Source organism: Acidovorax sp. GW821-FHT10E03 (assembly GCF_059415205.1).
In genome coordinates this window covers 1-24,882 of sequence record NZ_JBWKMU010000001.1, presented here as the reverse complement: position 1 = coordinate 24,882, position 24,882 = coordinate 1, and the positions used below count along the sequence as shown (strand labels likewise).

General features: G+C 69.4%; 21 protein-coding genes. 9 read left to right on the top strand and 12 right to left on the bottom strand.

Features of this window, described 5'->3' with window-relative positions:
• Positions 1 to 40: 40 nt before the first annotated feature.
• Complete coding sequence (locus tag AC07OD_RS00105) at positions 41 to 1,054, bottom strand: zinc-dependent alcohol dehydrogenase family protein (RefSeq protein ID WP_494594485.1); 1,014 nt, start codon at positions 1,052 to 1,054, stop codon at positions 41 to 43.
• 99 nt (positions 1,055 to 1,153) lie between these two features.
• On the opposite strand from AC07OD_RS00105, the gene AC07OD_RS00100 reads away from it, so the two are divergent.
• Complete coding sequence (locus AC07OD_RS00100) at positions 1,154 to 2,077, top strand: LysR substrate-binding domain-containing protein (RefSeq protein WP_369641880.1); 924 nt, start codon at positions 1,154 to 1,156, stop codon at positions 2,075 to 2,077.
• 79 nt (positions 2,078 to 2,156) lie between these two features.
• Here AC07OD_RS00100 and AC07OD_RS00095 read toward each other — a convergent pair whose 3' ends face one another.
• Positions 2,157 to 3,086, bottom strand: a complete 930-nt coding sequence (locus tag AC07OD_RS00095; protein WP_492245529.1) for a LysR substrate-binding domain-containing protein — start codon at positions 3,084 to 3,086, stop codon at positions 2,157 to 2,159.
• 124 nt (positions 3,087 to 3,210) lie between these two features.
• Here AC07OD_RS00095 and AC07OD_RS00090 point away from each other — a divergent pair, with 124 nt between their 5' ends.
• Entirely contained in the window at positions 3,211 to 4,305 is a 1,095-nt protein-coding gene (locus AC07OD_RS00090) for a tartrate dehydrogenase (RefSeq protein ID WP_218293850.1), read from the top strand.
• Between the two features lie 76 nt (positions 4,306 to 4,381).
• Here AC07OD_RS00090 and AC07OD_RS00085 read toward each other — a convergent pair whose 3' ends face one another.
• Genes AC07OD_RS00085 through AC07OD_RS00070 form a run of 4 tightly spaced genes read right to left on the bottom strand, consistent with a single transcriptional unit; the run spans position 4,382 to position 6,578 of the window.
• Positions 4,382 to 4,636 carry a hypothetical protein gene (locus AC07OD_RS00085; protein WP_369641878.1) on the bottom strand — a complete coding sequence of 85 codons (255 nt, stop codon included), beginning with the start codon at positions 4,634 to 4,636 and terminating at the stop codon, positions 4,382 to 4,384.
• Entirely contained in the window at positions 4,633 to 5,049 is a 417-nt protein-coding gene (locus AC07OD_RS00080) for a VOC family protein (protein WP_218293848.1), read from the bottom strand. The genes AC07OD_RS00085 and AC07OD_RS00080 overlap by 4 nt, the downstream gene beginning before the upstream one ends.
• Positions 5,049 to 5,600: a helix-turn-helix transcriptional regulator gene (locus AC07OD_RS00075; protein WP_218341909.1), complete on the bottom strand. Its 552-nt coding sequence runs from the start codon at positions 5,598 to 5,600 to the stop codon at positions 5,049 to 5,051. The genes AC07OD_RS00080 and AC07OD_RS00075 overlap by 1 nt, the downstream gene beginning before the upstream one ends.
• A gap of 18 nt (positions 5,601 to 5,618) precedes the next feature.
• A complete protein-coding gene (locus tag AC07OD_RS00070) occupies positions 5,619 to 6,578 on the bottom strand; it encodes a LysR substrate-binding domain-containing protein (RefSeq protein WP_369641877.1) in 960 nt (319 codons plus the stop codon).
• A 131-nt stretch (positions 6,579 to 6,709) separates the two neighbouring features.
• Between AC07OD_RS00070 and AC07OD_RS00065 the strand changes: the two genes are divergently transcribed.
• The 4 genes from AC07OD_RS00065 to hpaI all read left to right on the top strand — a co-directional run bounded on the left by AC07OD_RS00065 (position 6,710) and on the right by hpaI (position 11,706).
• A complete protein-coding gene (locus tag AC07OD_RS00065; RefSeq protein ID WP_494594480.1) occupies positions 6,710 to 7,705 on the top strand; it encodes a Bug family tripartite tricarboxylate transporter substrate binding protein in 996 nt (331 codons plus the stop codon).
• A gap of 43 nt (positions 7,706 to 7,748) precedes the next feature.
• A complete protein-coding gene (locus AC07OD_RS00060; RefSeq protein ID WP_255594528.1) occupies positions 7,749 to 9,296 on the top strand; it encodes a UxaA family hydrolase in 1,548 nt (515 codons plus the stop codon).
• Positions 9,297 to 9,367: 71 nt separating this feature from the next.
• On the top strand, positions 9,368 to 10,837 hold the full coding sequence (locus AC07OD_RS00055) for an NAD-dependent succinate-semialdehyde dehydrogenase (protein ID WP_494594477.1): 1,470 nt from the start codon (positions 9,368 to 9,370) through the stop codon (positions 10,835 to 10,837).
• A gap of 59 nt (positions 10,838 to 10,896) precedes the next feature.
• Positions 10,897 to 11,706, top strand: coding sequence for a 4-hydroxy-2-oxoheptanedioate aldolase (gene hpaI / locus AC07OD_RS00050; RefSeq protein ID WP_218341899.1), 810 nt, complete (start codon positions 10,897 to 10,899; stop codon positions 11,704 to 11,706).
• A gap of 18 nt (positions 11,707 to 11,724) precedes the next feature.
• On the opposite strand, the gene AC07OD_RS00045 is transcribed toward hpaI, so the two are convergent.
• A complete protein-coding gene (locus tag AC07OD_RS00045) occupies positions 11,725 to 12,747 on the bottom strand; it encodes a saccharopine dehydrogenase NADP-binding domain-containing protein (protein ID WP_494594475.1) in 1,023 nt (340 codons plus the stop codon).
• Positions 12,748 to 12,974: 227 nt separating this feature from the next.
• On the bottom strand, positions 12,975 to 14,420 hold the full coding sequence (gene pmbA, locus AC07OD_RS00040) for a metalloprotease PmbA (RefSeq protein WP_494594473.1): 1,446 nt from the start codon (positions 14,418 to 14,420) through the stop codon (positions 12,975 to 12,977).
• 64 nt (positions 14,421 to 14,484) lie between these two features.
• Here pmbA and yjgA point away from each other — a divergent pair, with 64 nt between their 5' ends.
• Complete coding sequence (gene yjgA / locus AC07OD_RS00035; protein WP_494594471.1) at positions 14,485 to 15,156, top strand: ribosome biogenesis factor YjgA; 672 nt, start codon at positions 14,485 to 14,487, stop codon at positions 15,154 to 15,156.
• Positions 15,149 to 15,769 carry a molybdopterin adenylyltransferase gene (mog, locus tag AC07OD_RS00030; RefSeq protein ID WP_494594470.1) on the top strand — a complete coding sequence of 207 codons (621 nt, stop codon included), beginning with the start codon at positions 15,149 to 15,151 and terminating at the stop codon, positions 15,767 to 15,769. The genes yjgA and mog overlap by 8 nt, the downstream gene beginning before the upstream one ends.
• Positions 15,770 to 15,875: 106 nt before the next feature.
• Here the strand turns inward: mog and cysE are convergent, their stop codons facing one another.
• Both cysE and AC07OD_RS00020 read right to left on the bottom strand, forming a co-directional pair.
• Positions 15,876 to 16,655 carry a serine O-acetyltransferase gene (gene cysE, locus AC07OD_RS00025; protein WP_057222886.1) on the bottom strand — a complete coding sequence of 260 codons (780 nt, stop codon included), beginning with the start codon at positions 16,653 to 16,655 and terminating at the stop codon, positions 15,876 to 15,878.
• A gap of 36 nt (positions 16,656 to 16,691) precedes the next feature.
• Positions 16,692 to 17,504, bottom strand: a complete 813-nt coding sequence (locus AC07OD_RS00020) for an RNA methyltransferase (RefSeq protein ID WP_494594468.1) — start codon at positions 17,502 to 17,504, stop codon at positions 16,692 to 16,694.
• 208 nt (positions 17,505 to 17,712) lie between these two features.
• On the opposite strand from AC07OD_RS00020, the gene AC07OD_RS00015 reads away from it, so the two are divergent.
• Complete coding sequence (locus tag AC07OD_RS00015) at positions 17,713 to 18,669, top strand: inositol monophosphatase family protein (RefSeq protein ID WP_492245522.1); 957 nt, start codon at positions 17,713 to 17,715, stop codon at positions 18,667 to 18,669.
• A 36-nt stretch (positions 18,670 to 18,705) separates the two neighbouring features.
• Here the strand turns inward: AC07OD_RS00015 and AC07OD_RS00010 are convergent, their stop codons facing one another.
• Positions 18,706 to 19,836 (bottom strand): response regulator, encoded by a 1,131-nt coding sequence (locus tag AC07OD_RS00010; protein WP_492245521.1) that lies wholly within the window; start codon positions 19,834 to 19,836, stop codon positions 18,706 to 18,708.
• A gap of 24 nt (positions 19,837 to 19,860) precedes the next feature.
• A complete protein-coding gene (locus AC07OD_RS00005) occupies positions 19,861 to 24,717 on the bottom strand; it encodes a PAS domain S-box protein (RefSeq protein WP_494594466.1) in 4,857 nt (1,618 codons plus the stop codon).
• Positions 24,718 to 24,882 lie beyond the last annotated feature (165 nt).

Sequence of the window (24,882 nt, the reverse complement as noted above, 5' to 3'; positions counted from 1 at the left end):
ACTTGAAATATCGCATCCACACGCTCCTTGGCGCACCCGCTCAGAAGCGCACCACCACCTTGCCGAACGCGCCGCGCTGCAGGTGCGCGAAAGCAGCCGGCACTTCGTCGGCGCCATACTCGCCCGCGATCACCGGCTGCAGCCCGGTGGCATCCACCGCGCGCACCAGGTCCTCCAGCGCGCGGCGGTGGCCCACACCAATGCCCTGCACGGTGGCCCGCCCCAGCAGGAAGCTGTAGACCGACGCACTCACCGTGTCGCCGGCCAGGGTGCCGATGACCGACACGCGCCCGCCGTGGCGCAGCGCCTGCATCGACCGGCCCAGGTTGGGGCCGCCCACCGTCTCCAGCACATGGTCGGCGCCCTGCCCCCCGGTCAGCGCCCGCACCTGCGCGGGCCAGTCGGCGTCGCGCGCCAGCGCATGGGCGGCGCCCAGGGCGAGCACCTGTTCGCGCTTGCCCGCATCGCCCGAGACCACGATGGGCACGGCCCCGTGCTGGCGCGCGATCTGCACGCCGAACAGCGCCACGCCGCCCGTGCCATGGATGAGCACGGCCTGCCCGGCGCGCACGTGGCCGGTCTCCACCAGCGCGAACCAGGCCGTGAGCCCGGCGATGGGCAGGGTGCTCGCGGCGGCGGCGCCCAGCGTGGCCGGCGCGGCCACCGCCCAGTCCGCCTCCAGCAGCACGTGCGAGGCCAGCACGCCCGGCCCCGGCGCGCCCAGGGCCACGGCAGCGGCAGGGCGCTCGCCCTCCAGCCAGCCGCCCCAGAAGGTGCTCAGCACCCGGTCGCCGGGACGCCAGCGGGTGATGCCCGCGCCCACGGCCAACACCGTGCCGGCCAGGTCCGAGGCGGGGGTGAACGGAAATTCCAGCGGCATGCCCATGCCGTCCTGCGCCATCAGCAGGTCGCGGTAGTTGAGGGCCACGGCCTCGGTGCGCACCAGGATCTGGCTCGGCCCGGGCGAGGGCATGGGCGCCTCGGTGCGCTCCAGGTGGGCGAGGCCGAAGCGGGGCAGTTGCCAGCGCTGGAGGGTGGCGGGTGTGTCGTGCATCGTCGAGTTCCAGGGAAAGAAAGGGATTTCGATGCTATTGGCGCTTCATGGATGCCAGTGGTTCTTGTTTTTCCCATGGCTGGATAGCAAAATTCTCCAATGAACGAACGTTTGCAGGGAATCGAGGCCTTCGTGGCGGCCGTGGAGGCCGGCAGCTTCGCGCTGGCGGCGGCGCGGCTGCACCGCACCCGCTCGGCGGTGGGCAAGGGCATCGCGCGGCTGGAACAGCGGCTCGGGGTGCGGCTGTTCCACCGCACCACGCGCAGCCAGAGCCTGACCGACGACGGACAGGCCTACTACGAACGCTGCCGCCGCGCGCTGGCCGAACTCGACGCGGCCGATGCCGCCGTGGAGGCCGGCCGCCACGAGCCCGTGGGCACCCTGCGCATGAGCATGCCGGCGCTGTTCGGCCGCGCCTGCGTCGCGCCCGTGCTGCTGGGCCTGGCGCGCGAGCACACCGGCCTGCGGCTGGACCTGCACTTCAGCGACCGGCGGGTGGACCTGGTGGAAGAGCGGATCGATCTGGCCATCCGCAGCGGGGTGCTGGACGACAGCAGCACGCTCGCGGCCCGCCCGCTCGGGCACCAATGGATGGGCCTGTATGCCGCGCCGGACTACCTGGCGCGGCACGGCCGGCCGGCAAGCTGGGCGGCGCTGCAGGCCGAGGCGCCCCGCCACGCCTTCGCCAGCTACGGACGCGACGACGGGCTCAAGCCCTGGCACTACCGCGATGACGCCACGGGCGAGCCGCGCACGTTCGCGGTGCCCGCGCGCGTGCGCTGCGACAGCCTGGAAGTGGTGGCCGCCACGGCGGCGGCGGGGCTGGGCATCGCGCGGCTGCCCAAGTGGCTGGCGGCCGAGCCGGTGGCGGCCGGCACGCTGGTGAAGGTGTTCGACGAGGCGCGCCCCTTCGGCTACGAGCTGCACGCCGTCTGGCCCCAGGCGCGCGCCCTGCCACGGCGCACGCGCGTCGTCATCGACGCGCTGGCCGCGCAGCTGCCCGCGCTGCTCGGGACCCGCTGAACGGCGGGCGCGGGCCGCCGTGGGGCGGCACCGGCAGCGGCGCCCGCGCCGCGCCGGCCCATGGCAGCCCCGGCCGGCCTCAGGCCGTCCCGGGCATGCCCTGCAGGCGCCCCGCTTCCTGGCGGAAGTACACCTCCAGGAACTCCACGCACACCCGCACCTTGGCCGAGCGGTCCAGCCGCGTGGGGTACACGGCCCAGACGTTGGCCTCCTGCCGCCAGTCGGGCAGCACCTGCACCAGCCTTCCCGCACGCAGGTGCGCCCCCACGTCCCACAGCGAACGCAGCACGATGCCGCGCCCGTCCACCGCCCACTGCACCGCCATCTCGCCGTTGTTGGCCGACAGCGGGCCGCGCACCTTCACCGTCTCGTCCACCGCGCCGCTGCGCAGCCGCCACACGCCGAACGGGTGGTCGCGCTCCTTGATCACCAGGCAGTCGTGGCTGGACAGCTCCGCCAGCGCGCGCGGCGTGCCGTGGCTCGCCAGGTAGGCGGGCGCCGCGCACAGCACGCGGTGGTTGTCCGCCAGACGGCGGGCGATCAGGTGCGGAGCGATCTCGTCGCCCACGCGCACGTCCAGGTCGAACCCTTCGCCGGCCACGTCCACCAGCCGGTCGAACACTTCCAGCCGCACCTGCAGGCCGGGGTGCTGCTCCACCAGCCGCGACAGCGCGGGCGCCACGATCTGGCGGCCAAAGCCAAAGCTGCTGCTCACCCGCAGCTGACCACGCGGCTCGCGCCGGGTGATGGCCACCTCCTGCAGCAACTGATCCATGTCGTCCAGGATGCGCTGCGCCCAGTGGAAGACACGCTCGCCCTCCTCCGTCACGGCCACGCGCCGCGTGGTGCGGTGCAGGAGCTTCACGGCCAGTTCCTGCTCCAGCAGGCGGATGCGCTTGCTCACGTACGCGGGCGAGGTGCCCAGCTCCGCCGCCGCGTCGCCAAAACTCGATTTGCGCACCACCACGGTGAACACGCGCAGGTCGTCGGTGGCCGGATTTTTATGCACGATGTGTGAAGAATATGAGCACAGTTGCCGGATTGTATTTTTTGCCGCACTGCCAAACAATCCGTGCTGATTCCCCTGGCTTTCTTTTCCCTTCTTTCTCTTCCCCAGGCACCAAGGACCCCGAATGAGCACCAACACCCCCTACAAGATCGCCGTCATCCCCGGCGACGGCATTGGCAAGGAAGTCATGCCCGAAGGCCTGCGCGCGGTGCAGGCCGCCGCCCAGCGCTTCGGCATCCCGCTGGAGACCACCACCATCGACTGGGCCAGCTGCGACTACTACGCCGCCCACGGAAAAATGATGCCCGACGACTGGAAAGCCCAGCTCTCGGGCATGGACGCCATCTTCTTCGGCGCCGTCGGCTGGCCCGCCACCGTGCCCGACCACGTCTCGCTGTGGGGGTCGCTGCTCAAGTTCCGCCGCGAATTCGACCAGTACATCAACCTGCGCCCCGTGCGCCTGTTCGAGGGCGTGCCGTGCCCGCTGGCGGGCAGGAAGCCCGGCGACATCGACTACTACGTGGTGCGCGAGAACACCGAGGGCGAGTACACCTCGCTCGGCGGCATCATGTACGAAGGCACCGACCGCGAGATCGTGATCCAGGAATCGGTCTACTCGCGCCATGGCGCCAACCGCCTGCTGAAGTTCGCGTTCGACCTGGCCCAGAGCCGCCCGCGCAAGCACGTGACCCTGGCCACCAAGAGCAACGGCATCGCCATCAGCATGCCCTGGTGGGACCAGCGCGCCGAGGAAGTCGCCAAGGACTACCCCGAGATCACGCTGGACAAGCAGCACATCGACATCCTCACCGCGCGCTTCGTGCTGCAGCCCGGGCGCTTCGACGTGGTGGCCGCCACCAACCTGTTCGGCGACATCCTCTCCGACCTGGGCCCCGCCACCACGGGCACCATCGGCCTGGCGCCCTCGGCCAACCTGAACCCCGAGCGCACGTTCCCCAGCCTGTTCGAGCCCGTGCACGGCTCGGCGCCGGACATCTACGGCAAGAACATCGCCAACCCCATCGCGATGATCTGGTCGGGCGCGCTGATGCTGGACTTCCTCACCCAGGGCCAGGGCGCGGGGCGGCAGGCGCACGATGCGATCGTGGCGGCCATCGAGGAGGTCCTGCGCAGCGGGCCGCGCACGCCGGACCTGGGCGGCTCGGCCGACACCACGCAGGTGGGCGCGGCCATCGCGGCGCTGGTTTCCAAGGGGTAGGCCCTCGCCCCGCGCCCCCGGGGCGCGTGCCCGCGCACGGCATTTGCGCCGGGCCGCGCGCAGTGCCGGCGTGGGTTCACACGGGCGGCGGAGCCGGCCGCGCCCCTGCAGAAGAAGACCACCACGCCCCGAACCGCTGGAGGCCGGGCTGCGCCAGCAGGTACAGCCCTGTCAGCAGCAGCAGGCCCAGAGGGGGCAGCGGCGCATAGGTCACCCAGGGCGGCGGGCTGCCCTCCCGCAGGGCCATCGCCGCGAAATTCGCGACGACGGCCAGCGTGAAGGCCATCGACGCCCAGCGGTGAAACCGCCGCACGCCCTGGCCCCGGCTCATTGCGGGCCTCCCGCGGCCTGGATCATCTTCCAGCCGTTGCCCGCCGGGTCGCGGAACCCCGCATCCACCTGGCCGAACCGGTCCACCGGCTCCTGGGTGAACTCCACGCCCTGGGCGCGCATGTGCGCGCATGCGGCGCGGCAGTCGCGCACATGCAGGACCAGCGGCGGCATCGCCCCCTTGGCCACCATGGCGCGCAGCGCCTGGGCCGTGGCCTCGTCGTGCATCGGCGGCCCCGGCGTGAACAGGCCGAGCTGAAACGCCGGCTGCTCGGGGTGCTGCACCGTCAGCCACCGGTAGGCACCATTGCGCACGTCCGTGTGGACGCGGAATCCGAGCTTGTCGACATAGAACGCCAGGGCTTCGTCCTGGTCGTTGACATACACACCCACCACACCGATACCTTGGCTCATCACATCTCCTTGGTTGAGGGCCGGTTTGTACCCTCCGCCAGGCGGCGGCGCTTCTCCGAAACTGCGGTGGCAAGGTCCGGGCGCTGCGCGGCCTTCAGAAAACAGGCGGGCACGCTGCCCAGCTGCTGCGCCTCGTGCCGGGCGTCGATGCGCAGGGTGCTCGGGCTTTTTCCGGTGACGTCCCGGAACGTGCGGCCGAAAGTGCCCAGGCTTTCCCAGCCGGTGGCATAGGCGATCTCGGTGATGGGAAGGTCTGTGTCCCGCAGCAGCGTGGTCGCCTGCTCGATGCGCCGGGTGAGCAAATAGCGGTGCGGCGGAATGCCGAAGGCCTGCCGGAACGAGCGCGCGAAATGGGCGTCGGAGACGCCGCTGACCCGGGCCAGCCGCTTCACCGGCCACGCTTCGTGCGAGGCGGCGTCCATGTGGTCCTTCGCCCGCAGTAGGCGGCGCAGCAGGGCCGGGTCCTGCTGCGCGCCGGTCCCGTCCGGCGTGGACGGCAGGCCGGCGGGGTCTTCGCGCGGGGGAATGAGATCCGGAGTCACGGGCGGCATGAGGACAGCATATCGCCTTCACCGCGGCCGCCGCGTTCCCTTTCCCTGGATGCCCGCAGCCACCTCCCGCAAGCATTCCACCAGCAATCCCGTGGTGGGTGTGGGCCTTTGCCCGCGCAGCGTGATCAGCCCCACGGGAGGCAGGTCCACCGGCACGGGCAGCGCAAGCACGGCCACCAGCCCCTGCGCGGCGTAATGCCGGCCCACCGTGCGCGCCATGAAGGCCACGGCGCCGCGCTGCTGGACGAAGCTGATCTGCGACAGGAAGGACGCCGATTCGATGATGTCCTGCGGCGGGTGCAGGCCGTGCGCGAAGAACTGCTGTTCCAGCTTCACCCGCAGCGACGCCCAGGGTGGGGGCAGCACGCACGGCTGCGCGGCCACCTCGGCCCACCCGACCTTGCGCTTGCGGGCCAGGGGGTGCGTGGGGTGCGCCACGGCCACCATGGGGTCGCCATACAGGGCCTCGGTCTCCAGGTCGGGCGAGGCATAGCCGGGCTCCAGGCGGCCCACGAACAGGTCCAGCTCGCCCAGGCGCAGCTTGGGCAGCAGGCGCGTGAGGTCCCCTTCGTCGATCAGCACCGTGGTGCGGCGGGACCGCGCCTTGAGCAGCTCCACCGCCTGCGCCAGCAGCACCGGCGTGGCCGCCACCATGGCCCCCACGCTGGTGCGGCCCACGGCACCACTGGCCTCGGCGGCGATTTCGTCGCGCGTGCGGTCATACCCCGCCAGCACCGAACGGGCGAAGCGCACCACGCTCGCGCCCGCGGCCGTGGGCTCGGTGCCGCGCGTGGAGCGCTCGAACAGCGGCAGGCCGAACATGCGCTCGATCTCGGCCAGCGTCTTGGAGACCGCCGGCTGCGTGACCGACAGGAACTCCGCCGCGCGGCCCAGGTGGCGGAACTGGTCGAGCGCCACGAGCATCTGCAGGTGGCGCAGCTTGAGGTTGGAGCGCAGTACGCGGTCGATCTTGGCCATCGTGGTCTTCTTTCTGGCGGGCTCGATACATTACTTCAAGGCAATGAAGCCAGTCCATATCTTCATTGGATTGTTATGCACCGGTTCTGAACAATGGCGGCTCCCGACCCCACAAACAACAGGAGACAGGCATGCACAACACCCCCCGCATCGCAAGGCGCCAGTTCGTGCTGGGCGCATTGAGCGCCAGCGCACTGACGGCCACCCCGTCCGGCAGCCTTTTCGCCCAGGCCTGGCCCGAGCGCCCCCTCACCTTCATCTGCCCCTGGCCCGCGGGCGGCACGGCCGACCAGTCGATGCGCGCGCTGTGCGCGGTGGCGGGCCGGGTGCTGGGCCAGAGCATCGCGGTGGAAAACAAGGTGGGCGCGTCCGGCATGATCGGCGCCAAGGCGCTGGCCTCGGCCAGGCCCGACGGCTACACCGTCGGCCAGATCCCGATCTCGGTCACGCGCTTCTCGCAGCTGGGCACGCTGCAGGCCGACCCGCGCAAGGACTTCACCTACCTCGCGCGCACCTCGGGCCAGACCTTCGGCATCGCCGTGCCCGCCAGCTCGCCATTCAAGACGCTCAAGGACTTCGTGCAGCACGCCAAGGCCCACCCCGGCAAGGTGACCTATGCCCACGCCGGCGTGGGCGGCGCCACGCATGTGGGCATGGAGGAGTTCGCGGGCGCCGCGGGCATCCAGCTCAACCACGTGCCCTACAAGGGCGGCGCCGAGGCGCTGCAGGGCGTGCTGGGCGGCCACGTGGACGCGCTCGCCGACTCCAGCTCGTGGGCGCCGCATGTGGAGGCCGGCAAGCTGCGCCTGCTGGCCACCTGGGGCGAGCAGCGCACGGCCCGCTTCAAGGAGGTCCCGACGCTGCGCGAATCCGGCTATGACGTGGTGGTGGACGCTCCCAACGGCATCGGCGCGCCCCGGGGCCTGGACCCCGCCATCGCCGCCCAGCTGCGTGAAGCCTTCAAGCAGGCCGTGGCCAGCCCCGAATTCAAGGCCGTGGCCGACAAGCTCGACGCGCCGCTGCTGTACCTGGACGGCCCTGACTACGAAAAGTACGTGAACACGGTCTACGCCAAGGAGACCGTGCTCATCGAAAAACTCAAGCTGCGAGAGCTGATGCGCAGTTGAGCCCCGCAGCCACCAGAATCACACCCCCACCACAAGGCCCACGATGAACGCCCCCACGGCCCCCGGCCTGCTCGCCAGCCCGCTGCTGCACTTGCACCCCCACGACAACGTGCTCGTCGCCAAGACGGCGCTGGCGCTGGGGCAGGAAATTCCCGAACTCGGCGTGCGCACGCGCGCCCAGGTGCCCGCGGGCCACAAGATCGCCGCGCGCCGCATCGCCGAGGGCGAGCAGGTCAAGAAGTACGACACCGTGATCGGCGTCGCCACGCGCGACCTGGAGCCCGGCGACTACGTGCACAGCCACAACCTGCGGCTGGTGGAGCACTACCGCGACCCGGCGTTTGGCGCCGACGTGCGGCCCGTGGCGTACGTGCCCGAGGGCGAGCGCGCCACCTTCCAGGGCTTCGTGCGCGCGGGCGGCGGCGTGGGCACGCGCAACTTCATCGGCATCCTGTCGTCGGTGAACTGCTCGGCCACCGTGATCAAGAACATCGCCGCGCACTTCACGCCCGAGCGCCTGGCCGACTTTCCGCACGTGGACGGCGTGGCCGCCTTCGCGCAGACCAGCGGCTGCGGCATGTCCTCGCCCAGCGAGCACTTCGACGTGCTGCGCCGCACGCTGGCGGGCTATGCGCGCCACCCCAACCTGGCGGGCGTGCTCATCGTGGGCCTGGGCTGCGAGCGCAACCAGGTCGCCTCCCTGGTGGAGTCGCAAGGGCTGCAGGAAGGCAAGCTCATGCGCACGCTGGTGATGCAGGACGTGGGCGGCACGCGTGCCACCATCGCGGCGGGCATCGCGGCCATCGAGGAGATGCTGCCCATCGCCAACCAGGCGCGGCGCAGCACCGTGAGCGCGAGCCACCTCAAGATCGGACTGGAATGCGGCGGCTCGGACGGTTTCTCGGGCATCACCGCCAACCCCGCGCTGGGCGCGGCCATGGACATCCTGGTGCGCCACGGCGGCACGGCCATCCTGTCGGAAACGCCCGAGATCCACGGCGTGGAGTTCATGCTCACGCGCCGCGCCATCAGCCCCGCCGTGGGCCAGAAGCTGCTGGACCGCCTGGCCTGGTGGGAACGCTACACCGCGGGCCAGAACGCCCAGTTCAACGGCGTGGTGGGCCATGGCAACCAGGCCGGCGGCCTGGCCAACATCTTCGAGAAGTCGCTGGGCTCGGCCATGAAGGGCGGCACCACGCCGCTGCGCGCGGTGTACGAATACGCCGAACCCATCACCGAGCATGGCTTCGTGTTCATGGACTCGCCCGGCTACGACCCCGTGGCCTCCACCGGCCAGATCGCCAGCGGCGCGCAGCTCATCTGCTTCACCACGGGGCGCGGCTCCATGTTCGGCAGCAAGCCCGCGCCCACCATCAAGCTGGCCAGCAACACGCCCATGTACCAGCGCCTCGAAGAGGACATGGACATCAACTGCGGCGTGATCGTGGACGGCGAATGCAGCGTGCCCGAGATGGGCCGGAAGATCTTCGAGCAGATCCTGCGCCACGCGAGCGGCGAGGCCACCAAGAGCGAGGCCCTGGGCCTGGGCGACCACGAGTTCGTGCCCTGGCACCTGGGCATCGTGTCCTGAGAATTTGCTCCCAAAAACATAGCTTTTTGCGCTTGTTGCACAAGCGCTTCCGGCCTATTTCATTGAAGACCATGCCCCTGACCCTCACCCGCCCCGCGCTGATCCGCAGCGCCAACTTCATCGGTGGCGAATGGACCGTGGCCACCGGCGCCCGGCTTGACGTGACCGACCCCGCCACCGGCGACACCATCGCTTGCGTGCCGGACTCCGGCGCTGGCGATGCGCTGGCGGCCCTGGACGCGGCCCACGCCGCATTTCCCGCCTGGCGCAAGCTGCCCGCCAAGCAGCGCGCACAAATCATCAAGCGCTGGAACGACCTCGTGCTGGCCCACCAGGACGACCTGGGCAAGCTCATCTCGCGCGAGCAGGGCAAGCCCCTGGCCGAGGGCAAGGGCGAAGTGGCCTACGCCGCCAGCTACATCGAATGGTTCGCCGAAGAGGCCACGCGCATGAACGGCGAGGTCATCCCCGCGCCTGTGCCGGGCCGGCGCATGTTCGCCCTGCGCGAGCCCGTGGGCGTGGTGGCCGCCATCACGCCGTGGAACTTCCCGGCCGCGATGATCGCGCGCAAGATCGCCCCGGCCCTGGCCGCTGGCTGCGCCGTGGTCTGCAAGCCCGCCGAAGACACGCCGCTGACCTCCCTGGCCCTGGTGCTGCTCGCGCACGAGGCCGGCGTGCCGCCGGGGGTGCTCAACATCGTCACCGCCTCGCGCGAGAAGACGCCCGAGGTGGTGGACGTGTGGCTCGACGACAGCCGCGTGCGCAAGATCACCTTCACGGGCTCCACCCCCGTGGGCAAGCACCTGGCGCGGCGCAGCGCGGAGACGCTCAAGAAACTCTCTCTCGAACTCGGCGGCAACGCGCCCTTCATCGTGTTCGAGGACGCCGACGTCGGCGCCGCCGTGGACGGCTTCATGGCCGCCAAGTTCAGGAACGGCGGCCAGACCTGCGTGTGCCCCAACCGCGTGTTCGTGCAGCGCCGCGTGTTCGAGGCGTTCGCCCACCAGCTCGCGGCGCGCGTGGCGGCGCTGCAGGTCGGCCCGGCCAGCGACCCGGCCTCGCAGATCGGCCCCATGATCAACGGCCGCGCCGTGCAGAAGATCGAGCGCCACGTGAATGACGCGGTGGCCAAGGGGGCGAGGGTGCTCACGGGCGGCAGGCGCCTGGCCGAGCTGGGCGCCACCTACTACGCGCCCACCGTGCTCGCCGGCGCCGACGCCACCATGGCCTGCGCCTGCGAAGAGACCTTCGGCCCCGTGGCGCCGCTGACCGTGTTCGACACCGAAGAGGAAGTGATCGCCGCCGCCAACGACACGCCCTTCGGGCTGGCCGCGTACTTCTACAGCCAGGACGTGCGCCGCATCTGGCGCGTGGCCGATGCGCTGGAGACGGGCATCGTGGGCATCAACGAGGGGGCGCTGGCGGCGGAGGCCGCGCCGTTTGGCGGCGTGAAGGAGTCGGGCTACGGCCGCGAAGGCTCCACGCACGGCCTCGACGACTACCTGCACACCAAGTACGTCTGCCAGGGCGGGCTCGATTGACCCGCAGCTTTCGCGCGGCGCCGCATGCGGCGCTCAGCTCCCCTCCCACAAGGAATCCCATGCCCGCACACAACCCCTTCAAGGCCGCGCTCGCCGGCCGCCATCCGCAAATCGGCCTGTGGCTCTCCATGGCCGACCCGTACCTGGCGGAAGCCGCCGCCACCTGCGGCTACGACTGGCTCTTGATCGACGGCGAGCACGCGCCCAATGACGTGCGCAGCACCCTGGCCGCGCTGCAGTCGGTAGCCGCCCACCCGTCCCAGCCGGTGGTGCGCGTGGTGGAAGGCAGCACGGCCCTGATCAAGCAGATGCTGGACATCGGCGCCACGACCCTGCTCGTGCCCATGGTGGACACCGCCGAACAGGCACGGGGCATCGTGGCGGCCACGCGCTACCCGCCGCTGGGCATCCGGGGCGTGGGCAGCGCCGTGGGCCGCGCGTCGCAGTGGAGCGCCCGCACCGACTACCTGAACATCGCGGACGACGAAGTGTGCCTGCTGGTGCAGGCCGAGACCACCACGGCGCTGGCCAACCTCGGCGCCATCTGCGCCGTGGATGGCGTGCATGGCGTGTTCATCGGCCCGGCCGACCTCGCCGCCTCCATGGGCCACCGGGGCAACCCCGGCCACCCCGAGGTGCAGGCGGCCATCGAAGGTGCCATGCGAACCATCATCGCCAGCGGCAAGGCCGCGGGCACCCTCACCTCCGACCCCACGCTGGCGCAGCGCTACCTCGACCTGGGCTGCACCTTCGTGGCCGTGGGCGTGGACGTGCTGATGTTCGCCAACGCGGCACGCAGGCTGCGGGCCCACTTCGGCGGCAGCGGGCCGAAGGCGCCGCCCGGCGGCGGCGCGGCGGCCGCCTATTGAGCCCGGCCTGTCTTCGCCTCAGCGCGGCAGCGCGTCGCCGAAGACCTCCAGGGCCCGGCCGTGCAGCGAGCGCAGCGTGTCCGCAGGGTCCACGGCCTGCCCCAGGGCCAGCGCTCCGCTGCGCTGGGACGACGGTGCCATCAGGCGCTGCGCCGCCTCGATCACCAGGGGCGCCGTCACGGCATAGATGTCCTGCCCGCGCACGCCCGCCGTGCGGGCCTGCCCGTTCTGCACAAGCCGCACCGCCAGCTCGAAGCGCTGCGCCGACCGGCCGCTGCCGTCCACCGCCGTGGGCGGCGGCGTCGCCGCATCGCGGATGTCCGCGAGCGCCGAGCGGTTCAGGAACGAACGGATCGTGTCGGCCCGCAGATGGTGCGCGAGCGTGATCGTTTCGCTGAACGGCAGCTCCACCATCGGATACGTCCCGAGCGGCGGCGCGAAGGTCCAGTCCGGCACATCGGACGACGGGACCAGGGGCACCAGGGCACCGCCCTGGACCACCTGGCGCGGCGCCTTGTTGCGCTCGCCCGTCTCGCGGGTGCCCGCGGTGGGCCACCAGCGGTCCAGCCCCATGGCCACCGTGATCTCGTCAATGCGCCCCGCCGAGGCCAGCGCGCTGGCCAGCAGATCGGCCAGCCCTCCATAGAAGCCGGCGGCCGGCATCACCACCCGCCTGGCGGCCCGCGCTGGCGCATCCAGGTCGGCAAAGCTCGCCTGCGCGCTGGGCTGCTCCGCCGTGACGTCGATGTAGTGGCAGCCGGCCCGCAGCGCGGCCCGCGCCACCGGGGGCGCGGTGTCGAGGAAAGGACCCGCGCAGTTGATGACCACCGCGCAGCCCGCGAAGGCCTGCCCGAGCGCGCCGGGGTCGTCCAGGCCTGCCACGCGGCAGGCGACGCCGGAGGGAAACAACGCGCCAAGCCGGGCGGCACTGCGCCCCACCGCCACCACGGGCAGGCCGCGCAGCCGGGCCTCGCGAACGACAAACTGGCCGGTGTGGCCCGTGGCGCCGTAGACGGCGATGGACTGGAGAGGGGAATGCATGGTGACCTTTCAAGAGATAGATACAGACCTGTATGTTCTTAATACTACATACAGGTCTGTATCATGTCAACACGCAATGATGCCGGCGTGTGTCCCGTCGATGGACGCGCACGGCCGCGCGGCCCGGTGCGGCCCGGTGTTCAGGGGCCGAATGCAAAAAGGCCCTCGCCATGGCGAGGGCCCTTGTTTGCCGGAAGTTGCCCTGAACGGGCCCGTCCGCCGTCCGCTCAGCTGCCTGCGACCTTCATGCGGTTCACGAGGATGGAGCCCACGGTCTTGGCGCCATAGTTGTAGGCATCGGCGCCCACGGCCTCGATGCCCTTGAGCATGTCCTTGAGGTTGCCCGCGATGGTGATCTCGTGCACGGGGTAGGCAATCTTGCCGTTCTCGACCCAGAAACCGCTCGCACCGCGCGAGTAGTCGCCCGTCACGTAGTTCACGCCCTGGCCCATGAGCTCGACCACCAAGAGGCCCGTGCCCAGCTTCTGCAGCATGGCGTCCAGGTTGTCGCTGGCCTGGGTGAGGCGCGATGTCATCACCAGGTTGTGCGAGCCGCCCGCATTGCCCGTGGTCTTCATGCCGAGTTTGCGGGCCGAGTAGCTGGACAGGAAGTAACCCTCGACGCGCCCTCCTTTGACCACCTTGCGCGGCGCGACGCGCACGCCTTCTTCGTCAAAGGGCGAGCTGCCCTTCCCGCGCAGGATGAAGGGATCTTCCAGAATGTCGATGTGCTTGGGAAACACCATCTTGCCCAGCGAGTCGAGCAGGAAGCTGCTCTTGCGGTACAGCGAGCCGCCGCTCACGGCCTGCACGAAGCCGCCCAGCAGGCCGGCGGCCAGGGTGGATTCGAACAGCACGGGGCATTGGGTGGTGGGGATCTTGCGTGACCCGAGACGGCTCAACGCGCGCTGCGCGGCGTACCGGCCCACGGCCTCGGGCGAGGCCAGTTCGGTGGCGTCGCGCATGGAGCTGTACCAGGCGTCGCGCTGCATCTCTGCGTTGCGGCCGGGCAGCGAGGCGATGGGCGCCACCGAGAAGCTGTGGCGCGAGCTGGCATAGCCGCCGCGAAAGCCGCGTGTGTGGGCGCTGAAGAAATGGCTTTGCTGCGCCGACACGCCCGCGCCTTCGCTGTTGGTGATGCGGCGGTGGGTCTTGAGCGCGGCGGCCTCGCAGGCCTTGGCGATTTCAGCGGCCTCTTCGCTCGTGAGGGCCCAGGGGTGGAACAGGTCCAGGTCACGGTGTGTGTCCGCGGGGGCGATGTCGTCGGCATCGGGCAAACCCGCCACGGGGTCTTCGGCCGTGAAGCGGGCGATGTCATACGCGGCCTGCACGGTCTGCTCGATCGCCCTGCTGGAGAAATCGGATGTGCTGGCGTTGCCGCGGCGGTTGCCGATGTAGACCGTCACGCCCAGCGACTTGTCGCGGTTGCGCTCCACGTTCTCCAGTTCGCCCTTGCGCACGCTGACCGACAGGCCGCAGCCCTCGGACGCCTCGGCGCCCGCGTCGGTGGCGCCGAGCTTTTTGGCATGGGCCAGGGCGCGGTCGACCAGTTCCTCGAAGAAGGGGCGGCTGTAGCTGAAACCGCTGTCGGGGGTGGCGCGGGAAGTGGCAGGGGCTTGCGCGGCGGGCGGGGCGCTTTGGAGGCGCGCGGCGCGGGTGGAGGGTTTATTCATAGCGGAAGCTATGATACTTGCCGCTGTGGCGCGCTCTGCGCCGCTTCTCTTTTTGCCCCCACCCATGTCACGCAAACCCAAAAAAGGCTACTTTGTGCGAGGCCAGTTCGTTGCCGAAGGCAGCGAAATGGACATTCAGCTCAAGGCCGAACTCAAAGGCACGCCCGATGCCAGCCGCACCGATCTCAAGCGCGAAAGCGACGAACTTCAGGATCTCGGCAAAGAGCTGCTGAGCCTGCGCGCCGACCTGTTCGAGGCGGTGGGCCTGCCCGACAAGCTGGTGGACGCGCTGGCCGAGGCCAAGCGCATCACCAACTTTGAAGGCAAGCGCCGCCAGATGCAGTACGTGGGCAAGATCATGCGCAAGCTTGAACCCGAGCTGGTGCAAGCAGCCCGCCAGGCGCTGGAGGAGCAGCACAAGGGCTCGGCCACCGAAAAGATGCAGCTGCACCTGGCCGAACACTGGCGCGACCGCCTGATTGCGGATGACGAGGCCCTCGCACCCTGGATGGCCGAACACCCCGGCACCGACACCCAGCAGCTGCGCGCCCTGATCCGCCAGGCCCGCAAGGACGCACAGCCTGCCGGCAAGGAGGCCAATGTCCAGGTCTCGCAAGGCCTGGCCCCCCGCAAGGGCCGCGCCTACCGCGAGCTGTTCCAGCTGGTGCGTGAGCACCTGGGCGGCGCGGGTGCTGACGATGCCAGCGACATCGACGGGGAAAATGGCGATGAGTGAGCCCGTGGGCAGCCCCGCACCCCACCACGACGCCGTGAAGGTCGGCATCGTCTCCATCAGCGACCGCGCCAGCTCCGGGGTCTATGAAGACAAGGGCCTGCCCGCGCTGCAGGACTGGCTCGCGCGCGCCCTGCTCAACCCCATCGCCTTTGAATCGCGCCTGATCCCCGACGAGCAGGACGGCATCAGCGCCGCGCTGATCGAGCTGGTCAACGCAGGCTGTTGCCTGGTGCTGACCACCGGCGGCACCGGCCCCGCCCCGCGCGATGTGACGCCCGAGGCCACGCTGGCCGTGGCGCACAAGGAGATGCCGGGCTTTGGCGAGCAGATGCGCCAGATCAGCCTGAAGTTCGTGCCCACCGCCATCCTGTCGCGCCAGGTGGCCGTGGTGCGCGACCAGAGCCTCATCATCAACCTGCCCGGCCAGCCCAAGGCGATTGCCGAGACGCTGGAAGGCCTGAAGGACGCCGACGGCAAGCAGATCGTGCCCGGCATCTTTGCCGCCGTGCCGTACTGCGTGGACCTGATTGGCGGCCCATATCTGGAAACGCGCGACGAAGTCTGCAAGGCGTTCCGACCCAAGAACGCGGTGCGAGCGCCTCGCCCGGCCTGATTTCTCACGGCTCAAAGCAAAAATAGCTGCCAGCGCTTATTCAACAAGCGCTGGCAGCTATAATTTTTATAGCATTCTGATTCTTGAATGCAGCGCAGGCAAGCCGCTACTTGCCCACCAGCTCGTTGAGCTTGCCCGCCTCGAACTGCTCCTTGAGCGCCGCATCACACGGCACGCAGTCCTTGTTCTGCGGGTTGGCGGACAGTTTCTCGATGGCCTGCCACAGCAGCGCGATCTGGTGCTCCTGCGACGAGGCGTTGTCGATCAGCCCGCGCATGGCCTGCGAGAGGGGGTCGTCCTCCTGCGTGATGCCATAGGCCGTGAACTTGGGGGTCTGCTGGGGCTCCGTCACGTCGGCGCTCTGGCCTTCTTTGGACGGGATGATGCGTGCCGGAATGCCCACCGCCGTAGCGCCTGCAGGCACGGGTTTGATGACCACCGCGTTGCTGCCGATCTTGGCGCCGTCGCCCACTTCAAAGCCGCCAAGCACCTTGGCGCCCGCACTCACCACCACGTTTTTACCCAGCGTGGGATGGCGCTTGCTGCCCTTGTAGAGCGATGTGCCGCCCAGCGTGACACCCTGGTAGATGGTGCAGCCATCGCCGATCTCGGCAGTCTCGCCCACCACCACGCCCATGGCATGGTCGAAGAACACACGCTCGCCGATCTTGGCGCCGGGATGGATCTCGATGCCCGTGAACCAGCGCGCAAAGTGCGAGATGAAGCGCCCCAACCACTTCAGGCCGTGGTGCCAGCACCAGTGCGCCGGCCGGTGCAGCCAGATCGCGTGCAGGCCCGGATAACAGGTGATCACCTCCCACGTGCTGCGCGCGGCAGGATCGCGGTCGAGGATGCACTGGATATCGGAGCGCAGGCGGGCGAACATTGGTTGTTATGGTTATTTGTAAATGGGCTGCACAGTCTATCGTTTCGCCTGCGCCGTCTCGATCATGGCTTTGGCGACACCTCTCAAGATGTGGATTTCCTCGGGGCTGAGCTGCGCGCGGTTGAAAAGCTGGTTAAGGCGGGGCATGAGCTTCTTGGGCGCGGCCGGGTCCAGAAAGCCGATGGATGTGAGCGCCTGCTCCCAATGGCCCAGCATGCCCGCCACCTGGGCCGCGTCGGCCAGCGCACGCGGCGGGGTGGCGTCCTGCACCGCAAAGCCGCCCAGCGCCTGGCGCCACTCGTAGGCGATCACCTGGATGGCCGCACCCAGGTTGAGTGAGCCGAAGCCGGGGTTGGTGGGAATCGACAGCGCCACGTGGCAGCGGTACACATCCTCGTTGGTCATGCCAAACCGCTCGGAGCCAAAGAGAAAGGCCACACCGGCCTGCGGGGCCGCACTCGGGTCTGCAGCGGTGTCGTCGGCTGCGTTTTGAGGGTTTTTGGCCTCTTGCGCTAGTGCTTTATGCCTGAGTAGCTCATTTTTTAATAGCGTTTCAAAGTGCGCGCGCGGCGTTGCTGTCGGGGGGCCAAAATCGCGTGGTGTCATGGCCGTGGCGCACAGGTGGCTCACGCCGTCCAGGGCCTCGTCCAGCGTGGCGACGATGCGGGCGTTCTCCAGCACGTCCAGGGCGCCGCTGGCGCGCTGGATGGTCTCCTCGCGCCGCAGCACGTTGGCCCAGCGCGGGGCCACCAGCACCAGGTCGTCAAAACCCATGGTTTTCATGGCGCGGGCGGCGGCGCCCACATTGCCGGCGTGGCTGGTGTTGATCAGGACAAAACGGGTCTTCATGGCAGCGGAAAAGGAGGGTGTGCGGGGCACGAACAGGACAGGCGAAGCGTGGAAGCGGTGCGGACAAAGGCCCGCGGGTTAGGCAAAAAATGGCACTGCGGGTAAAATCCCGCCCTCATTGTCGCCGCCCGCATCGCCGGGACGGATCGCACCGCTCCTGATTCGCAGGTTGCCCCTTCGGCGGGCACCCTGCTCACCACCACAATCTATGTCGTCCAATCTGCACCCCATGCTCAACGTGGCCATCAAGGCCGCACGCGCCGCCGGCGCCATCATCAACCGCGCGGCCCTGGACGTGGAATCGGTGCGGATCTCGCAAAAGCAGATCAACGACTTCGTGACCGAAGTGGACCATGCGTCCGAGAAGATCATCATCGAGACGCTGCTCACGGCCTACCCCGGTCACGGCATCCTGGCCGAAGAGTCGGGCAGCGAATACGGCGCCAAGGATTCGGAATTTGTCTGGATCATCGACCCGCTGGACGGCACCACCAACTTCATCCACGGCTTTCCCGTGTACTGCGTCAGCATCGCGCTGGCTGTGCGCGGCAAGGTCGAGCAGGCGGTCATCTACGACCCCTCGCGCAACGACCTGTTCACGGCCACCAAGGGCCGCGGCGCCTACCTGAACGAGCGCCGCATCCGCGTCTCCAAGCGCACCCAGCTCAAGGACTGCCTGATCTCCACGGGCTTCCCCTTCCGCCCGGGCGACAACTTCAAGAGCTACCTGAACATGATGGCCGACGTGATGCAGCGCACCGCCGGCCTGCGCCGCCCCGGCGCCGCCGCCCTGGACCTGGCCTACGTGGCCGCGGGCTTCACGGATGGCTTCTTCGAGACCGGCCTGTCGATCTGGGACGTGGCCGCCGGCTCACTGCTGGTGACCGAGGCCGGCGGCCTGGTGGGCAACTTCACGGGCGAGGCCGACTTCCTGGAGCAACGCGAATGCCTGGCCGGCAACCCCCGCATCTACGGCCAGCTGGTGCCCATCCTGGGCAAGTACAGCAAGTTTGCGAGCGCGGGCGACAAGGCGGCCGTGCGCCAGGCGGCTGCGGCAGACGCACCCGTCAGCGCTGAAGCCGAGGCTGCAGCCGATGTGGAGTCCGACACCACGGGTGCCGCCCCACAGGCCGACGCCCCCAAGAGCGAAGACGCGCCGTTCTGATGTATGCCTGAGCACCGTCCCCTATCGGGACTGTGCTCAGTTCGGGTCGGGGTATTTCTGGGCAATGCTGCGGAAATCTTCCGCAATGTCCACGAACGCATCCACCATGTCAGGGTCGAAATGCGTGCCCTTGCCCCGCACGATGGTGTTGCACGCCTGGTCGTGCGAGAACGCGGGCTTGTAGACCCGTTTGCTGATGAGCGCGTCGTACACGTCGGCCACGGCCATGAGGCGCGCCGACACCGGAATGGCATCCCCCGCCAGCCCCTGCGGGTAGCCCGAGCCATCCCACTTTTCCTGGTGGCAGTAGGCGATCTCCTTGGACACGCTCAGAAAAGCCACCCGCATGCCCAGGCGCCGCTCGGCCTCCTCAATCGCGTTGCGGCCCAGCGTGGTGTGGGTCTTCATGATCTCGAACTCTTCCACGGTGAGCTTGCCCGGCTTCAGGAGGATGCTGTCGGGGATGCCGATCTTGCCGATGTCGTGCAGCGGCGCCGACTTGTAGAGCAGCTCGATCATCCGGTCGTTGAGCACCGGCTCGAACCGCGGGTGGTGGCGCAGCCGCTCGGCCAGCGTCTTCACGTACAGCTGGGTGCGGCGGATGTGGTTGCCGGTTTCGTTGTCGCGCGTCTCGGCCAGCGAGGTCATGGCCATGATGGTCACGTCCTGGATGGCCTGCACCTCCAGCGTGCGCATCGCGACCTCGCGCTCCAGGTAGGAGCTCTTGTCGCGCAGGAAATCCGCCGTGGCCTTGAGCGCCAGATGGGTGTTCACGCGCGCGAGCAGGATGGGCGGACTGATGGGCTTGGTGATGTAGTCCACCGCGCCCAGCGCCAGGCCCATGCGTTCGTCATCGGGGTCGGAGCGCGCGGTGAGGAAGATCACCGGGATGTCGCGCGTGGAGGACGCGGCCTTCAGGCGCCGGCAGACCTCGTAGCCGTCCATCTCGGGCATCATGATGTCCAGCAGGATCAGGTCGGGCGGCGTGCCCGACTGCGCGATCTTCAGGGCCTTTTCCCCATGGTTGGCCACTTTCACCAGGAAATGCTCGCGCAGCAGGCTGCCCATCAGGGTGAGGTTGTCGGGCGTGTCATCCACCACCAGCACCGTGGCGATCGGTTTTTCAACGAGAACGGCCTGCGGGGAGGCAAAGGGCGCGTTGTCCATGGAATTTCCTGCGTGTTGTGCCGCTCAGGGGGTGTGGGCGGCAGGGTGTTCGGAGCCTGGCGCATCGGCCATGGCCCCCAGGGCCTGCTCGAAATCAAAATTCAGGGTGTGCATCTCGACCACCGTGAAGGCGCTCCCCAGCACGGGCTTCAGCACAGGGGCATTGTGTTGGAAAAACTCCGGCGCTGCAGGATCGTCCTGCTCCAGCAGGCCGCGCAGGTGCTGCAGGGCACCTGCGCCGTCCAGCCCCTCGTGGCCCGCACCCGCGACAGCCACGCTGTCCGGCGCCGCCGGCCGGTGCCGCTGCATCCACGCCTGCAGGCCGTCCAGGAGGGGCTGCAGCGCAGAGTCCACGGCCCCCAGAAGGGCCGCGGCGGCACCCGCCTCCTGCCCGCTGCGCAGGGCGTGCTCCAGCGCCTGGGCATGGGAGGACACCTCCTCGGCCCCGATGTTAGCCGCCACGGAACGCAGCGTGTGCGCCAGGCGCTCGGCGAGCACCGTGTCGCCGCCGGCGCTGGCCTGCTCCATGTCGGCAAGCACCCGTGACTGCCCCTGCACGAACCGGCGCAGCATCTCGGCGTACAGGGCCGGCTTGCCCAGCGCGCGCTGCAGGCCCAGGGCCGTGTCCAGCCCCGCCACCGTGGGCAAGGACAGGCCGGACGCCGCCTCGCCATCCGGCGGAGCCGTGGCGGGCAGGCCCGGCGCGGGCGGCTTGCCCAGGCCTGGCCGGGGCCGGATCCAGCGGCCCAAGGCGCTCCAGAGCGCCGCGGGCTCGATGGGCTTGGCCACATGGTCGTTCATGCCCGCGGCAAAGCAGCGCTGGCGGTCGGCCTCCATCGCGTTGGCCGTCATGGCCACGATGGGCAGCTGGGCATACCGCGGGTCGCTGCGCAGCCGCCGCGTGGCGGTTTCTCCGTCCATGACGGGCATCTGCATGTCCATCAGCACCACGTCATAGAGCTTGCGCTCGATGCGCTCGATCGCAATCTGGCCGTTTTCGGCCACATCGACGGAAAAACCGGCTTCCCGCAACAGCTCGACCGCCACCATCTGGTTGAGTTCGTTGTCTTCCACCAGCAGCACGGACGCGCCCCGGATCGCGAGCGGCAGCTCGTCCGCCGCAGGCGCCGGGGTGACCACGCGGCGCGGGCTGTAGGTGGAGTGTTCCAGCGGCTGCATCAGCGTGTCGAACAGCAGCGACGCGTTGACGGGCTTGATCAGCACCGTGTCGATGCCCTGCGCGCGCGCGGCGCGCATCACATCCTCTCGCCCGTAGGCCGTGACCATGAGCATCTTGGGCACCTGCGCCATCCCGAGCCCCCGGATGTGGCCCGCCAGCTGGATGCCATCCATGCCCGGCATGTGCCAGTCGAGCAGCAGCAGGCCGAAAGGCTGGTGCCGCGCCATGGATTCGCGCAGCCTGTCGAGCGCTTCCAGCCCGGAATAGGCCTGTTCCACCTCGAAGCCCATGGCGTGCAGCATGTCGGAGAGCACCGTGGCCGCCGTGTGGTTGTCGTCCACCACCAGCACCCTGCGCCCCCGCAGGTCCGGCGGCGGCAGCAGCATCCGCGCGGGTGCCCCGCGCTCGAGCGGCACGGCGACCCAGAAGGTGGAGCCTTGGCCATGGATGCTCTGCACGCCGACCTCGCCGCCCATCAGTTCCGCCAGGCTCTTGCAGATGGCCAACCCCAGCCCCGTGCCGCCATAGCGGCGCGTGGTGGACGTGTCCGCCTGCTGGAAGCTCTGGAACAGCCGCCCCATCTGGTCCACGGTGAGCCCGATGCCCGTGTCGCGCACCTCGAAGCGCAGCAGCACGCGGTTGCCCGCCTCCTCCACCAGCCGCACGGCAATGCTGATCTCGCCGGTGTCGGTGAACTTGATGGCGTTGTTGGCGAAGTTGATGAGGATCTGCCCCAGCCGCAGCGAGTCCCCCACCAGGTTCGGGGGCACGTCGGCCCCCACGTCGCAGACCAGCTCCAGCCCCTTCGCACCGGCCTTGTAGCCCACCACGTCGGACACGCTCTCCAGCATGCGGTCGAGCACGAAGGGCTGCTTCTCGACCGTGAGCTTGCCCGCCTCGATCTTGGAAAAATCGAGGATGTCGTTGATCACGCCCAGCAGGTGCTGGCCCGCCTGCTGGATCTTGCTCACGTAGTCGTGCTGGCGCGCCGAAAGGCCCGACTTGAGCGCCAGGTGCGACATGCCGATGATCGCGTTCATGGGCGTGCGGATCTCGTGGCTCATGTTGGCCAGGAAGTTCGACTTGAGCGCGGTGGACTCCTCGGCCAGCTCCTTGGCGCGGCGCAGGTCCTGCTCGGCGCGCTGCCGGTCGGTGATGTCCACAAACGTGCCGATGGCGCCCCCGGGCGAGCCGTCGGGCCGCGAGAACCCGTGCAGCCAGAACAGGGTGTGGTGGACCATTCCGTCGGCATACGGCAGGTCCACCTCCTTGTGCACCGACTGGACCCCGTTCAGGGCTTCCTCGGCATCCGCGTCGAAGCGCTCCCGCTCGGCCTCGGGCAGGAAGGCCAGGTCCAGCACCGTCTTGCCGATCAGCGCCTCGCGCTGCACGCCAAAGGCCTGCTCGTAGGCGCGGTTGAAACCGATGTAGCGGCCATCCGCTCCCTTGTAGAACAGGGGCACGGGAATGGCGTCGATCAGCGCCTGCTGAAAGTCCAGCTGCTCGGCCACGCGGGCCTCGAGCAGCTTCTGGTCGTGGACGTCCACGTTGACGCCCACCACGCGCACCGCCTTGCCCCTGCCGTCGCGAAAGATGCGGGCGGCCGACAGGAACCAGCGCTCCTCGCCCTGCGGCCGCACGATGCGCCACGAATCACGCAGATGCATCTCGCCCCCCGCCAGCGCACCGGCAAACGCGGCGGCGGCCCGGTCGCGGTCCTCGGGGTGCAGGCGCTCCATCCAGTCCTGCTGCGTACGCTCCCCGGTGCCGGGCGGCAGGCCGAACATGGCCAGGAGCTTTTCGCTCCACAACACCTGGCCGGTGGCCAGGTCGATGTCGAACACACCGATCTTGCCGGCCTCCTGCGCCAGTTCCAGCCGCTCCTTGGCCTGCTGCATCGCGATCTCGGCGCGCCGCTGTTCGCTGACATCCTCGATCACCCAGATGGAGGCGGTCCTGCAGCCGTCCATCTGCAGGCTTCGGCCCGCCAGCCGCGCCTCGAACCGGCTGCCGTCCAGGCGGCACAGGGACGTGGTCTCGCGCACGGCCTCGCCAGCCGCCAGGTCCCCCCCCACGCGCGCGTTGAACCGGTCCGAGCCGGCCGCGCCGCCGAACAGCGCCGACACGCCCTGCCCCAGCAACTGGGACGCGGTACCCCCCATCAGCTCCATGAACGCCGGGTTGAACTGGCGGACCTGCCCATCGCACAGCAAGACGATGGGAGGCGCGTTGTCGAAGATCGCGGTCTGCTGCTCCAGCAGCTCATTGAGCAGGCGCTCGCGCCGCTCCAGCTCCTGCTGGGCCTGGATGCGCTCGGACACATCGGCGTGCAGGCCGACGATGGCGATGCGCTTGCCGCGTTCATCGAACACCGGAGACAGCGTGGCCTCGTCGTGGTAGATGGTTCCGTCCTTGCGGCGATTCACGAACTGGCCCCGCCAGGAACGGCCCGACAGCAACGTGGACCACATGTCCTGGTAGGTCCGTGCGGGGGTCTGGCCGCTGGCGACCATCGATGGCTTCTTGCCCCGGACCTCTTCCAGCGTGTACCCGGTGTTGCGCTCGTACTGCGGGTTGACCCAGTCGATGCGGCCATCCCCGTCCGTGATCACCACCGAGGCGGGGCTGCTTTCGAGCGCGGCCCCCAGCACGCTGAAACGCTCGAGCGCGGCGGCCATCCGCGCGCGGCTGCGCAGCAGATCCAGCAGCAGCAGGCCCAGCAGGCACAGCAGCACGAACGCCCCGCCCCCCACCTGCAGGCGCTCGGTGGCGGGCATGAGCGCGCTCACATCGTCCAGCATCGCCAGCTGCCACTGGCCGCCCGGGTCGCCCCAGTCAACGCGGCGGCGCTCCACCGCGTAAGTCACTCCGTTGAGGACGACCTCGCCCGCATCCGGCGCAAAAGGCAGTGCGGACGCCAGGCCCTTGTCGAAATGATTGCCGAACTGGCGCGATGCGCGGATCGCGTCAATGCGCGCCTGGGTGAGCGGCGGCGCCACGGCGAACAGCCATTCGGGCCGTGTGGACGCGAACACGACGCCGTGAGGAGACAGCAGCACGGTCGGCATTTCGGTGCGCCGCAGCACTTCGTCGAACGACTCGAAGCCCACCTTGAACATCACCACGCCGATGATGGTGCTCGACGGCGTGTCGCTCTCGTACAGCGGCGCGGCGTAGTACAGGCCCCGCTCCTGCGAATTGCTGCCGATCGCGGCATACACGCTGATCGCGCCCTTGATGGCCTGCTGGAAATAGGGCCGGAACGCAAGGTTCAGGCCGGTGGAACGGGTGCCCGGCGTCTCGTGCGCCACCACGGTGCCGTCGCCGGACATCACGTAGACCCCGCTCACCAGGAACCGGCCGCGCGCCACCCCCAGGCGCGCCAGGGCCTCGGGATCGTCCGGCGGCAGCTCGCCCCGGGCCATCGCCTTGAGCAGCGGCTCGCTCAGGCCCAGCAGCGACACCGCCCCCAGCATGCCACCGCCGGTGATGCGGTTTTGCAGCACGTCGACGGTCTGCTGCAGCAGCTTCGCGCGCTCGGCGGCGCGTTCCGCGCCCTGCCAGTGCATCGCGGCCAGCACCACCAGCCACGCACCCGCCAGCGCCGCCACCACCACCAGCACAAAGCCCCGCGCGCCCGGGGCATTGCGGTCCAGCACCTTGTCCAGGAACACTCCCACGCCTGCGCCAACCCGCGTCACGCCCCACCCCCGGCCGTGCCTGGACCGTGCCCCGGGCGGGGCCTACTGTGCGGGATACAGCAAGGCATCGATATCTCCCACCGGTCCGGGCCGCCCGAAAAGAAACCCCTGGAACCCCTCGCAGCCATGCAGCCGCAGGAACGACAGCTGCCCCGTCGTCTCCAC